Raw genomic sequence first — 12,875 nt, forward strand, 5'->3', positions numbered from 1 at the left:
ACCTCGCAAACTGGCTATCGGAAAAAAGGCCGGAACTGTTCGTGCTGCGAATGGTGTTGTCATTGCCGGCCATGTTTTCGGCCGCCGGTTGCTGGCCCTGCGGGCCTGTGGTCGCGGCAACGTCCGCACCATCCACAGTCTTCTGGACGTCGCGTTTGTTTCCCCCGGGCGTCTCATCCGCCACTATGCAAATAGTGCGCGAGGATAACTCCCCGCGCCCGTCAACGCCCGTATCGGCTGCGTCGCCGCAGCCGCGGTAGCCGCAGATTAACTGTCCTTGCCGGCCGCCTTCAACGTCGCCTTCGGCTCCACCACGGTTTTGTCACCCGCCTTGCCCGCGTCCTTTTCCGGTGCAGTTGCCGCGGCAGGCGCCGCCGCGCCCGTATGCGCCGCCACCGCCTTGTCACCCTCTTCCGAAAGCAGCGCCGCCAGCATTTGCGGATTTGCATCGCCTTCCACGTGGATGTTGAGGTTACGCTGCGGGAACGGGATGGCGATCCCCTCTTCGCGGAAGCGTTTCAGGATCGCGATCCTCAGCGCGTTTTTCACGCCAAGCCCGTTCGAAAGATCGGCGAGGTGGAAACGCAATTCGAAATCCAGCGAGAAGTCGCCGAAACGGAGGAATTCCACGTGCGGTTCGGGGTTGCGCAGTACGGGCGGCTGGGTGCGCACCAGTTCCAGCAGAATATCCATCACCTGCTGCGGATCGGATTCATAGGCAACGGAGACCGGAATTTCCGCACGCATAATACGGTTGCGGTGTGTCCAGTTGCCGACCGAGGAATTGATGAATTCCGAGTTCGGTACGATGATCGACTGGCCGCGGAAGGTTTCAATCTCGGTCGCGCGCACCGAAAGCCGTTTGACGGTGCCTTCAGTCGTGCCTGTCACCACCCAGTCACCCACCTTGAAGGGACGCTCGACCAGCAGGATGAGGCCGGAGACGAAGTTCGAGACGATGTTCTGAAGGCCGAAACCGATACCGACCGAAAGGGCAGACGCCACCAGCGCCAGGCTGGAGAGGTTAAGACCGGCGGAAGAGACGCCGAAAATGGCCGCAACCGCGATGCCGAGATAACCGATGCCGGTCTTGACAGAGTTGCGCACGCCAGCATCCACCTGCCCGCGCGCCATGACGTTGTTGTCCAGCCACTTCTGGAACCAGCGTGTGATGATGTAGCCGATGGCAAAGACAAGGACGCCGCCGAACAGGCCGATCAGCGAGATGGAGGCATTGCCGACGGTGATGCCGGTCAGCAGACGATAGGCCCAGCTTTCGATATCGCCCGGCTGGAACCCCCAGGAAAACAGGATGAGCGGCACGCCGAAGGCGAGTGCGATGACATAGATTCCGAGCCCCGCCGCAAGACCGGCCTGATCCAGCGCAACCGGGCCGAGACCGTAGCGCCGCCCGAGATAACGACCGGCCAGGGATTCGGAAAAGGCGCCCTGTCGCGAAATCGCCTTGCCGGAAAGAATGCCGATATACATCGTTGCGAGCACCGCACCGGTGGCGACGATCTGCGTGGCAAGGAACCTCGCCAGCCCCACATAACCCGTCAGGCAGGCACCGATGAGAACAAGCCCGCCGACCCTGAGCAGAATGACCAGCCAGCGCGGCAGGCGTTGATTGCCGGTCTCGTAGTCCTGCCCCTCACCGATCACCGGGCGCAGGAACGACACGGTGAGCAGGATGATACCAATGATGATGGAGGCAATGAAGCTCTTGGCAACGGTGACGATCAGCGGCGAATAGAGCGTCTCGCTGATCGTGCCGAACAGATAATCGAGACCGTTGACGAGCGCCATCAAAAGCACGGCCGAGGACAGCGTGTGCGCTCCGCGATTGGAAACCTGCAACAGGCGCCATTCCGGCTGCGTCGGCGCAAAGATAGCGTAGCTCAGCCGCGACACGAAATAGACGAAGCCCGTAACTGCCATGGCCCCGAACAGGATCGGCGCGATATCGGAACGAAGCACGTTGAAATTATCGAGGAAAAACGCCGAGGTTACCAGAAACAGGAAAAGCGACAGCGACTGCACCATGGTTGACCAGAAGGCTACGGAAAGCCGCCGCAGATAGGAAGGCTCGCCGGTAAAGGCCCGCCTTTCCATGCGGCTGCCGAAAAAGCGATAACCGCCCACCAGAAACAGCAGCGCCGCCATGATCGACAGCATCACCGCCCCGAACATCGGCAGGCGTTTGTAGTTCCAGACGAAACCCGCCCAGCTGCTGAAGGCGTTGTTGAGATTGGTCAGCTCGCTCACGAAGGCGGAAGAGGCGTCGCCCAGCGTCTGGGAAGAGACTTCGGTGCGCTTGAACAGGGTCGCGGCAAAAAGCGCCCGCCGAACCGCCGTAATGTTGTTGGAAATCTGCGCGGCGTTGGTGGCAGTGCTCTCCACCTCGCCGGCAATGGCATTTACCTCGGCACGCTCCGCCGTCAGCCGGGAGCGCTCCTCCGTCACCATGCTCGCTTCGGGTGGCTGTCCTTCCGCCGGAGCAGCGCCAAGCGCGTCGAGACGCGTCTTGATCTGGTCCAGGCGGGTCCGCAACTTGGTGTTGGCGGCGGCAGCATCGGCTGCAATGGTATCGGCGCGTCCCTTCAGGTCCACCAGTTGCACGTCATCGCTGCCGCCCGCCTCAACCTGTTTGGCGATTGCCGAAATATCGGCCTTCCATTTTTCCAGATCCGTGCGTGCCTGCTCGACGATGGAAGCCTGGATAGCGACTGGTGCGGCCGCTGGCGAATCCTGTGCCGACGCCAAGGTTGCGGACGACAGAAAGCTGCCAAGGAGGGTGAATACCGCGATCATTATTGCAGCCAGGGCGGCCTTTCGCCGCCGGCCGGATAAAGGCCCGCCAAACATCCGCCTACCGTCAATCATTCCGCCAAACATCAACCGCACATCCATGCCTTTCATATCTTCACCCAGCATCAGGCTATTTATCGCCTGCCGCGCGGAAAACCACCCGCAAAAAGCGAGGTTTTCGGGAGTTTACCTTGCTTTTCACCCGGAGAATCATCACCTTCAATAGTGCAGCAATCATGGGAGGAAATCATGGAATCTGCTGGTATTGGCTGGATCGCAGCTATCATCATCGGTGGTGTCGCCGGGTGGCTCGCCGAACAATTCATGAAAAGCAATATGGGTGTTTTCATGAACATCCTACTTGGAATCGTCGGCGCCATCGTCGCCAACGCCATTCTCTCGGTATTCGGAATCGTTTTGACCGGATGGATCGGTTATCTCATCGCCGGCTTCATCGGCGCCTGCATCCTCATCGTTATCGGAAGAGCCTTCCGGCGAGGATAGCAAAAGACAAAAATCCGTAAAATCCCGGATTTCCAGCCTTTTCCAGCGCGACTGAAATTTTTTCGTCACAAAAATCGAAGAAATTTCATTTCCGCGCTGGACAAGCCGAAACTTCCCCTTTATAGCCCCCCTCACACCGCCACACGGTGTCGGTCGGGTGATTAGCTCAGTTGGTAGAGCAGCTGACTCTTAATCAGCGGGTCGTAGGTTCGAGCCCTACATCACCCACCAAATTCTTCAAAAATGACAAGACGTTGCGGTGCTAAGTTAAAGCATCGCCTTCGGCGCCGGGCACTGAAAAAATAGTTCGCATTCGGCGCCCCTGAACATGCGGCCGCGACAGCGGACCTAGCTCCCAAGAAAACCTACAACTTCGTTTCGGGTATGATTTTTGTCCCGATAAAACGTGGCCCCAAGGGCCGCCCGGCAATACGTCTTGCGAATTCCTCGGTGAAAGGAACAGGCGCTGCCCGCTTCACCGCGTCGATGGCGGAATCGATAAAGGCTTGCCGTATTGGACTGTCTTCCTGCGGGCGCGCGGCTGTGACCACCACCTTGCCCCTTATCTGCCCATCCTTATGCAGAATGAACTGAAGCGTCACGACAAGCCCCTCCGTGTCTTCCGGCGGCACCCAGCATGCGTAATATCGCATCGAACATTTCTTTGAGGTTGCTGACCGGAGCAGGATCGTTGCAGACCCGCGACTGGCCCAAAGCCTGCGTCAGAAAACCCGCGTACAGGGTGGCCAGTGCCACGATACCCGGCAGCTTGAGGCCGCAGAAGAATAAAAACGAGCGCTTGATCAAATCCATTATCCTCTGTCGGAAAGCGATCAGCCTGGCCCATCCACCAATTAACGCCATTTTTGAAAAAATATTTTTGTCAGTAAAAACTCTTCGCTGATTCAGCAATCGATATATACAAAATAATAAAATCCACGATACACACAGAAAAATCATAAATACATCAAAATAAACCTCAAAATAAATGACAAAACAATTGAAAATAAAAAAACAGTTTCGGAATATAAAAATAATATATTGGTTTCATAAAAATAAAATTACAAATAAAGGAAAAAATTGGAAATATTTATTTATATATATTTGTAATATTTAAAATAGACTGGATATCTCGAAAAATTACCCATAACGAACCCTTCGCAATTTAACCAAAACCCGCAGTTTGCATTGCAAGCCACTGGTTTGGTTGTATGCATTGCCCAGCCAGAACGATGGCGCAAAAGGGGGATATCATGACATCAAAATGGGTAACGGCGGTGTTTTTCGCGGCTACGTTGACGGTTGCGGGTGCGGGTGCGGCGCAGGCGGACGACCTCGTCTTTTCGCTGAAGAACGGAACGAACTCCGTTCTCAATGCCTTCTACACCTCGCCGGTCGGCGTCGATGACTGGGAAGACGACGTTTTCGGAAAGAAGGCGCTTGGTCCGGGCGAAACGATGGAGATCACCATCGCCGATGGCCGCCGCGTGTGCAAATACGACATGCGTTTCGAATTCCAGGGCGATGAGCTGGAAGACCTCGAGGATACGCAGAACCTGTGCGAACTCGGCGAATATACCATCACCGAGTAAGAATCCGTCAATAACGGCCCTGCCCGATCATGGCGGGGCCTGCACCAACAAGCGGCCTTCAAAAAAAATCAGCCGCTCCGGCAACGCCGGTTTTGCAACACAGCTACTGAAACGACGAAATATCAGCGCGGCAATGCCACCCGCTCCGCAAAGCGGTCTTAATCATGCCTATGATTGGCGTGATGAGATTGATGGTCAACATATTGCTTTTCGCCCTCGGCGCAGTCGGAAGCGGCGTATGTGCGTTTCTATTGTCGGGTACGCTTGCCGATTCCGGATTTCTCGGTTCCTGTTTCGAGGGAAGTTGTGCCTATGCGGCGCTTTTCATGGTGCTGCCCGTCACATGGTTCGTGCTTTTTGCGCTTTATGTCATGGCATTGCTGGTCTGGAGACGAAAACCTTTCCGGAACGGAAGGCTCTGAAATAGGTAAGACAGCGCCGTCGCTACCGGACGTTCGTTGACAGCCATCGAGACTTGCCGTTAACGTCCCGCCTGCTGGGGGATTCGCTGCCATTGATATACGGGCCTGCCCGATATCATAGGCCTCTGAATGTGCATGTTTCCGATTTGCGCGTCGCTTAACGACGTGCATGGCGGAAAACAGGGAGACCAAACGATGCGGGCCGCAATTAATTCTCCATCGCTTTCTATCGATACCATGGACTATCAGGCCGAGTGCCAGTTCGCGCTGGAGCCCTCCATTCAAGGGCTGATCGAAAAAGCGGAAGACGCTGGCTGGAACCGTCAGCAGGCCGCGCTTGCCATCGTCGCGCTCGCCAGTGAACATCTGAGTGACCTGCTTCCAGGCCTCACCGTACCCGATCAACGCCCCCTGTCCTGACAGCCTCCCGCCCGCCGGAGCTGATCAGCACCCGGCATGATTGCCAAAGCATCCCGAAAATTGATTGAGCAGGCCGGAGTATCCCCCGTCGCGCCCGCAAGGGCGTTCGATGCTCCGTCGCAAGCGCTTGGGGAGAAAACGCTCCACGCGAAGCCCTGCCCCCTCAACGCAGCCCGTAGTGTCCCCGTCACAGACCATCTCCAGGGCATTTCAGCTGCCCTTTAACTATCGCTGCCACAGTGTTGACATAAGCGACCGATAATGAGAACATAAAGTGAACATTATGGAGGTCAGCGATGAACGCAGCAGACGCAACCATAGAAAATGCCCTGTCCGTGGTCGCCCGCTCCCGCGATATGCGCGAGCGCGCGCTCGAGAGACGACGGGAATTGCAGCGGCGAACGGAAGTAATCATCGCCCGGCCGCTCTACGTGCTGAAAAAGAATGAAGGCCCGAAGCAATTGTCGCTAAAACTCGACAGCTAGATCGCAAAAAGCAAATCCCGTGCGGATTACCTCACACACGGGATTTTCAGAATGAAACGATCATTGTCTTGTCTTATTGCATGCGTTGCATTGCGGCTTCGGGTTCGCCAGTCGTCGCAACCGTTGCCGCCGGAAGGCGATCGGTCTTTTTCAGTATGACGATGGGCTTGTCCACCGGATCCGTCGGCGGAACGATGCTTGCAGTTTTGAATTCACGGTCGACAGCAGGAACGGAAGCGTTGATCTTTTCATGACCTGCGCACTCCGCCAACGCTGCACTGGCGGAAAAACCAAGTACAGCGGCGATAATGAGAACTGATTTCATGTCATTCTCCCTTCGCTTTCGTGGCGATCTCCCAATCTAAGGGGAGACGGTCCGGATTGAAAATCACACTTTAGAGACATCTAAAGCTCTCTGTCATTGCGGCAGTCGTCATCGGTCGGCCATGGGGCAATGGGTCAGGCGTGCCGCTTTATTTTTTCCGCAAATCCAGCGGATTTTGGCAAAGCGGCCTGCGGAATATCATCGCCACATAACTTCCCTTCAGGGAAATGAGGCTAGGCTTGTAAGTCGTGGCCTGTGCCGCGTTGGCGGCCTTTATCGTTCGTCCATCTGGAGAATTATGCTGCATGGCACGCCTCCTTCCATGAGCGATAACGAAAAAACACCGGTCTTGTTCCGCAGCGGCGAAACGGCGGACAATTGAAAAGATAAGGTGCCGCCGCGTGCTTCGTCTCCACGCCGGTGAGATGGTGGCACCAATAGTCGGATGGAGGCGAAGTCTCGCCGCATAACTCCGGCCTCGCCGCCTCATCCCGCTCCCGCTGAGAAGAGCGCTCCCAAACCCAACCATGACCCAAGGCTTGAAATTTTGCCCGAAACCGCTATATGGCTTTGCGAGAGGACGACCTCGGCCATTATGGCGACAGCATGCGGGACGGCCCGGTCACATACCGGAGAATAAATTGCGTTCCCTGCCTGATCGTATCCGCCACGCTCTCAGCTTCGAAATCATCGGCCTTCTGCTGGTCGTGCCGCTGGGTGCATTCGTATTTCACATGCCCATGGAAGATATCGGCATTGTCGGTCTGGTCAGCGCCACGCTCGCCACCGCCTGGAACTATCTTTACAATCTCGGCTTCGACCATGCCATGCAGCGCCTGAAAGGCACGACGCTGAAGACGCCCGCTATCCGCGTCGCCCATGCCCTGCTGTTCGAACTGGGTCTGCTGATCGTGCTGATGCCCTTCATCGCCTGGTATCTCAGCATCAGCCTTGCCCAGGCGCTGGTGATGGATATCTCGTTTGCGCTGTTCTACGTTGTCTATGCCTTCGTCTTCAACTGGGGCTACGACCGGCTTTTCCCGCTGCCGGAATGGCAGTCGCAGGACGCCGTCTGATCGACGGCGGCACCGGCGTGTGCGTCAGCGTAGCGAAGCCGTGAAAAAGCGGATGACTTCGCTGTTCAGCCGACGATGAAACTCCGCCCGGTCAAACCCCGGAATATCGCCGCATATCTCGGCCAGGGCTTTTTCCATCTCGGCGGGGCAAGGTGTTATGAACGAAAAATGCCCTGCCCCTTTCACCGTCTGATAGTCCGGTTTTGCCGGCAGGTCGTCGCGCAGCCCTAAAATATCCTCCGGCGCCACACCGTCGCCGCCGCGCTCTGAACTCCAGAGCTGAACGGGGATTTTGATATCTCGCAGATCGGCCCGCCCTGGAAAGGCGTTGAGGGGGTCTGCAACAACCACAGCCTTCACTCGCGCATCGTAGACCCGGTCCTCAGGCGAAGCAGACCTTTCCAGCATCTGAGCACACACTGCCGCCTGCCCATCAGGGCACGGCAATCCGGTATTTGGAAAATCCGGAACGCCGCCGGCAAGTACCAGCGCCGTATAACCGCCGCGCGAAAATCCGAACACCCCGATCCTTCCGGCATCGATAAAACGGGCATCTTTCCAGTTCGCCAGCATATGGTCGAGCAGACGGACGATATCGGCCGGTCGTTCGGTCAGCGCGGAAAGATCGCCTGCCCGCTTCATGTCGATGGCGTTATCGCCGGGATGATTGATCGCCGCGACGATGAAGCCGGCATCCGCCAGCGCCGCCGCGGTATCCCGATGGCTGAAATACGTACCGCCGAAACCGTGGGAGATGATGACGAGCGGATATTGCCCATCGACAACAGGGCAATCACGCACCGCTTGCAGAGCGAAGGGGCCGATGCGGGTCTCCACCGGAGTCGCCGCGCAGGGCGACCACACCGCCGCCCTCATGGAAGGCTTGCCGCCTGCCGAGGGAATCTCGATCAACCGAAGACCGGCTGCCAGAACGGTGCCTGTTCCGCACATGGCGAAAACAAGGGAAAGGCAAAGCAACACCAGAAATCGCATGACGGACCCGCGGATCGGAAACATTGAATGCAAGGCCGTCACCAACAGGCCTCACCCGCAACATAGAGCAATCTCTTGTAGCGGAAATGACCGTCGTCAGGACTTAGAGCGACTTCAGCGTCCAGGCCACGATTTCGCGGGTGGCGGCGGCGAAAGCCTGATCCAGCGCTTTGACGAAATTGGCATTTCCGGAACCGCTGACGCGTGCGCTGGCGCGGAATACTTCCTGCGCCTTTACCGTGCCGTTGCGATCGTTCAAGAGCTTCACCGAAATCTCGATATCGGCGGTGTTTTTTGCCGTATCGATTTCGAAGATGCGAATATCGCTGACCACCTGGTAATCGATCGCCAGCCCCTGCCCCGGCCGGCCGACGCCACCGAGCTTGCCGGTATCCTCGAATGCTTGCACCAGCTTGGATTGCACCATGCGCGGCAGGCGGTCGCTCCATTGCGAATTGCCGAGATATTGCACTTCCGAGCCGGAAAGGCGCACCACGATGTTTTCGCTATCAAGCGCTTTCAGCGCCGTCGGATCGGCGATCAGCAATTGCCGGCCTTTGAGCGACGGCCCCTGCGTCACAGTCGCCGAAGAGACGGAAAGGTCGAACGTATCGTTCGATGGGGTTCCCGCACAGCCCGCCATCGCAACCGCAAGCAGCGGAGCCAGAAGCAGGGCACGGCGCTTATGGCCGTTCATCAATCGTGTCATTGGCCCATACCCCTTTTAGCGCCTTGTTCTGCCGTCATATTGTTTCACGGTTTCGCCGCCGAAAATCAACCGCTGCGGATCGCGGTCGATATTGGTGATCGCATTGTTGAGATTGTCGACCGTCTGCCGCGTGCTGCCGATAAGCGCCTGGAAATCCTTCAGGCCCGAACTGGAGAAGCGCGTTAGATTGTCTGCAATCGGCCCGATTCGGGCATTGAGATTGTCGGCTACGGCCTTGAACGAGGTCAAAGTCTCGCGCGCCTTTGCAAACAGCGAATTGGCATCGTCGGTTCCAAGCATCCCGTCCACCTTGGCAAGAATGCCATCGACACGGCTTGAGGCAAGGTTCAGCTTGCGGCCCATGTCGGTGAAATCGGAGACCGCCTGGTCGATATCGGCCCGGCGCGCGCCGACATCGTCGGCAATTCGCTTGAAGTTCGCCACGGCATCACGCGCATCGGCAGTCGCTGCGGAAACATCACCCACCACGGTGCTGACCTTTGCGGGATCGACCGACGCCAAAAGCTCATCCGCGCGCTTCACCACCGTCTGCACTTCCGTGCTCGCCGCCTCGAAGTTGCGCGCCGTGCTCTGCACCGTTTCCATGATGCCCTGAATATCGCTCGAAGCGGAAGCGACGTCCTTCGTCACCTTGTCGACATTAGACAGGATGGAATCGATCTTGCCGGCATCCACCGCCTTCACCAGATCTTCGACAGCAGTCAGCGTGCCGTCCAGGCGCACCGAGACCGATTGAACGGTGGTGGAAAGCGAACTGAGGCTGGCGATGAAACTCTTGATACCATCGGAATTTGCGGCCAGCGCATCGGAGAATTTCTCGGCGTTACGCACCGTCTGCGTCAGCGGCCCGCGGGCATCCTGCACGAAGCCCTGCAATTCGCCGATGGCGCCATCGGCGCGTTTCAGGATCTTGTCGGCGGTGGCAAGAAGGTTGGTGACGCTGGAAAGATCGGCCGTCAGCTCGGCGGGAACGCCGCTTTCGACGGATTTCTGCAGAATGCGCTCACCATCCTTGTTGCCGCCGGAGAGCTCGATATAGGCAGCGCCCGTCAGGCCCTGAATTTCAAGCACGGCGCGGGTGGACGGGAAAACCGGCGCGTCCGCCTGCACTTCGGTAAAGGCGATGGAATAGGCCGGATCGTCACGGTCGATCGCAAGACCGCGCACCGTGCCGACAGGAATGCCGTTGAAGCGTACCGGAGAGCCGACGGAAAGGCCGTTTGCCGATCCGGGAATACGCACCACGAGCTGGGCCGTCGGTCCACCCCGGCCGAATTCCGCCATCCAGTAAACGAAGCCGAATGCGGCGGCGATCACGATCAGCGTGAAAATTCCGACTATGGTGTAGTTCGCCTTGGTTTCCATGCTTCTTGTTACTCCACCGGATTTTCGTGTCTGTCGTCCGGAAGAACGACAGAGCGCGCCCGTTTGCCACGGAAATAGGACTGCACCCAGGGGTCGTCACAGGCGAACATGTCCTGCAAGGTCCCTTCCACCAGCACCTTCTTCTGCCCGAGCACCGCAATGCGGTCGCAGACGGAGAACAGGCTGTCGAGGTCGTGCGTCACCATATACACGGTCAAACCGAGCGAATCGCGCAAGCGCGCGATCAGCATATCAAATTCCGCCGCCCCGATGGGATCGAGGCCGGATGTCGGCTCATCGAGGAAGACAAGGTCGGGATCGAGCGACAGCGCGCGCGCAAGCGCGGCACGCTTGATCATGCCGCCGGAAAGCTCCGACGGGTATTTGTCGCCCGCATCGGGCTTCAGGCCCACCATCTCGATCTTGAGATAGGCAAGCTCGTCCATCAGCTTTTTCGGCAGGTCCAGATATTCCCGCATGGGCAGCTGGATGTTTTCCTTCACCGTCAGGCCGGAAAACAGCGCCCCCTGCTGGAACAGCACGCCGAGCCGCTGGTCGAGCATCATGCGGTCGTCTTCGCTGGCCTTGTCGTAATCGGTGCCGAGAATGCGGATTGCACCCGCCTGGCGTGGCAGAAGCCTCAAGATCGCACGCATCAGGACGGATTTACCCGCGCCGGATGGGCCGATGAAGCCAAGGATTTCACCGCGATAGACATCCAGATCGAGATTCTCAAGCACGTTCCTGCCGTTGAAACCGACAGTCACACCCTCGACGGAAAGAACCGTCTCACGGCCGTCCTTTGCAGTTTTTGTCTCTTGCGGCTTCTGGTCCAAAGTTTCCAACGCGCCCTCCTTAAAAATCGATGGCTGCGTAGAAGATGGCAAAAAGGCCATCCACCAGAATGACGACGAAGATCGATTTGACCACCGACGACGTGACGTGTTTGCCGAGCGATTCCGCCGAACCGCCGACCTTCATACCCTCAACCGCCGCGACGATGCCGATGATCAGCGCCATGAACGGCGCCTTGATCATGCCGGCGGCGATTGTCGATTCCTCGACCGCGCCGTGCAGACGCGACAGAAACACTTCGAAGGTGATGCCGGAATAGAGAAGCGTGACGATGGCGGCGCCGAAAAGTGCGGCGAAATTGGCAAGGATGGTCAGAAGCGGCAGTGCGATTGTCAGCGCCACGAGACGCGGAAACACCAGCACGCCAACGGGGTTGAGACCGATCACCTTCAGCGCGTCGATTTCTTCGCGCATCTTCATCGAGCCGATTTCCGCCGTGATCGCACTGCCGGAGCGACCGGCGATCATGATTGCGGTCAGAAGCACGCCGATTTCACGCAATTGCAGAATGCCGACGAGATCGACGACGAAAACTTCCGCGCCGAAATACCGCAGCTGGAAGGCGCCCTGCTGGGCGATGATGGCGCCGATCAAAAACGACATCAGCATGATGATCGGCACGGCGCGCACGCCCATATGGTCGATCTGGTTGACAATGGCCGCCGGCGAGACGCCACGGCCGCGCCCGAGCTTCATCTGCGCGCCGCGCACGGCAGAACCCAGAATATACATGCCCGCGAGGAAATCCGCACCATTCTGGACGACAGCCTGGCCGATCGGCGAGAAGAAGCGTTCGGCAAGTCCCACCTTGGCGGCAGGCTCGCCCTCCATCGCCGCTTTATCCGGCAATTGGCCGATCAGATCCTCGATTCGCTCGTTTCCGGTAAGCGTGACGGTAACGCCCTTCGCTTCCATATCTTCGCGCAATCGCCGGATGACCCAGGCGCCGGTCGTGTCGATTGCCTCCACCGAGGAAAGATCGATCTCCACCGGACCGGCAGGGCCGCTTTTCTCGATGTTTTCGAGGCTTGCAAAAATGCCGGAAAGATTGCTGTTGCGCCAGGAACCGCTCAAGGCATACCGCTGGCCGCCGCCGGAGACGGCGCCGTCTTCGGTGATTGCGGCCGGGTTCGCCTGTTGCCGTATATCCTGTTCTTGCATAATGCTCCGAGCGAGTGCAGCCGTCACGAGATTCTTAAAGGTTTCATAACGGTTTGGCCTTCGGCAAGCCACAGTGACAGCCGACAATTCGCGATAAATTTGGCGTCATGTGTCTTTTAACGCCTGTCAGGAAGTG

Annotated in this window: 15 protein-coding genes and 1 tRNA gene; 7 read left to right on the forward strand and 9 right to left on the reverse strand. The window is 57.8% G+C overall.

Translation table 11 applies throughout. The features are described from left to right. Positions 1-267: 267 nt before the first annotated feature. Positions 268-2,937 (reverse strand): mechanosensitive ion channel family protein, encoded by a 2,670-nt coding sequence (locus tag QE432_RS20760; RefSeq protein WP_306625498.1) that lies wholly within the window; start codon positions 2,935-2,937, stop codon positions 268-270. Positions 2,938-3,060: 123 nt separating this feature from the next. Between QE432_RS20760 and QE432_RS20765 the strand changes: the two genes are divergently transcribed. Next, a complete protein-coding gene (locus QE432_RS20765) occupies positions 3,061-3,315 on the forward strand; it encodes a GlsB/YeaQ/YmgE family stress response membrane protein (RefSeq protein ID WP_003515453.1) in 255 nt (84 codons plus the stop codon). A 155-nt stretch (positions 3,316-3,470) separates the two neighbouring features. Further along, a tRNA-Lys gene (locus QE432_RS20770) sits at positions 3,471-3,546 on the forward strand. A gap of 134 nt (positions 3,547-3,680) precedes the next feature. On the opposite strand, the gene QE432_RS20775 is transcribed toward QE432_RS20770, so the two are convergent. Together QE432_RS20775 and QE432_RS20780 are read right to left on the reverse strand one after the other, a co-directional pair. Further along, positions 3,681-3,917 carry a hypothetical protein gene (locus tag QE432_RS20775; RefSeq protein WP_306625500.1) on the reverse strand — a complete coding sequence of 79 codons (237 nt, stop codon included), beginning with the start codon at positions 3,915-3,917 and terminating at the stop codon, positions 3,681-3,683. Next, a complete protein-coding gene (locus QE432_RS20780) occupies positions 3,892-4,122 on the reverse strand; it encodes a hypothetical protein (RefSeq protein WP_306625502.1) in 231 nt (76 codons plus the stop codon). The genes QE432_RS20775 and QE432_RS20780 overlap by 26 nt, the downstream gene beginning before the upstream one ends. A 446-nt stretch (positions 4,123-4,568) precedes the next feature. On the opposite strand from QE432_RS20780, the gene QE432_RS20785 reads away from it, so the two are divergent. The 4 genes from QE432_RS20785 to QE432_RS20800 all read left to right on the forward strand — a co-directional run bounded on the left by QE432_RS20785 (position 4,569) and on the right by QE432_RS20800 (position 6,234). Further along, positions 4,569-4,907 carry a hypothetical protein gene (locus QE432_RS20785; protein WP_111796442.1) on the forward strand — a complete coding sequence of 113 codons (339 nt, stop codon included), beginning with the start codon at positions 4,569-4,571 and terminating at the stop codon, positions 4,905-4,907. Positions 4,908-5,077: 170 nt separating this feature from the next. Beyond that, positions 5,078-5,329 (forward strand): hypothetical protein, encoded by a 252-nt coding sequence (locus tag QE432_RS20790; RefSeq protein ID WP_111796373.1) that lies wholly within the window; start codon positions 5,078-5,080, stop codon positions 5,327-5,329. Positions 5,330-5,524: 195 nt separating this feature from the next. Continuing rightward, the gene (locus tag QE432_RS20795; protein ID WP_003515467.1) at positions 5,525-5,749 is read left to right on the forward strand and encodes a hypothetical protein; all 225 of its coding nucleotides are present in this window, start codon (positions 5,525-5,527) and stop codon (positions 5,747-5,749) included. 296 nt (positions 5,750-6,045) lie between these two features. Next, positions 6,046-6,234 (forward strand): hypothetical protein, encoded by a 189-nt coding sequence (locus QE432_RS20800; protein WP_003515469.1) that lies wholly within the window; start codon positions 6,046-6,048, stop codon positions 6,232-6,234. 73 nt (positions 6,235-6,307) lie between these two features. Here the strand turns inward: QE432_RS20800 and QE432_RS20805 are convergent, their stop codons facing one another. Then, on the reverse strand, positions 6,308-6,559 hold the full coding sequence (locus tag QE432_RS20805; RefSeq protein WP_003515471.1) for a hypothetical protein: 252 nt from the start codon (positions 6,557-6,559) through the stop codon (positions 6,308-6,310). 641 nt (positions 6,560-7,200) lie between these two features. Here QE432_RS20805 and QE432_RS20810 point away from each other — a divergent pair. Beyond that, a complete protein-coding gene (locus QE432_RS20810) occupies positions 7,201-7,635 on the forward strand; it encodes a PACE efflux transporter (protein WP_013636234.1) in 435 nt (144 codons plus the stop codon). Between the two features lie 24 nt (positions 7,636-7,659). Here the strand turns inward: QE432_RS20810 and QE432_RS20815 are convergent, their stop codons facing one another. The 5 genes from QE432_RS20815 to QE432_RS20835 all read right to left on the reverse strand — a co-directional run bounded on the left by QE432_RS20815 (position 7,660) and on the right by QE432_RS20835 (position 12,739). Further along, entirely contained in the window at positions 7,660-8,628 is a 969-nt protein-coding gene (locus tag QE432_RS20815; protein ID WP_111796441.1) for an alpha/beta hydrolase family protein, read from the reverse strand. A gap of 103 nt (positions 8,629-8,731) precedes the next feature. Next, positions 8,732-9,337: an ABC-type transport auxiliary lipoprotein family protein gene (locus tag QE432_RS20820; RefSeq protein WP_111796372.1), complete on the reverse strand. Its 606-nt coding sequence runs from the start codon at positions 9,335-9,337 to the stop codon at positions 8,732-8,734. Between the two features lie 15 nt (positions 9,338-9,352). Then, positions 9,353-10,723, reverse strand: a complete 1,371-nt coding sequence (locus QE432_RS20825) for an MCE family protein (protein WP_003515479.1) — start codon at positions 10,721-10,723, stop codon at positions 9,353-9,355. Positions 10,724-10,731: 8 nt separating this feature from the next. Next, on the reverse strand, positions 10,732-11,568 hold the full coding sequence (locus QE432_RS20830; RefSeq protein WP_003515481.1) for an ABC transporter ATP-binding protein: 837 nt from the start codon (positions 11,566-11,568) through the stop codon (positions 10,732-10,734). A 10-nt stretch (positions 11,569-11,578) separates the two neighbouring features. Further along, complete coding sequence (locus QE432_RS20835; RefSeq protein WP_038491139.1) at positions 11,579-12,739, reverse strand: ABC transporter permease; 1,161 nt, start codon at positions 12,737-12,739, stop codon at positions 11,579-11,581. Positions 12,740-12,875 lie beyond the last annotated feature (136 nt).

Source organism: Agrobacterium sp. SORGH_AS_0745, assembly GCF_030818995.1.
GTDB lineage: Bacteria > Pseudomonadota > Alphaproteobacteria > Rhizobiales > Rhizobiaceae > Agrobacterium > Agrobacterium tumefaciens.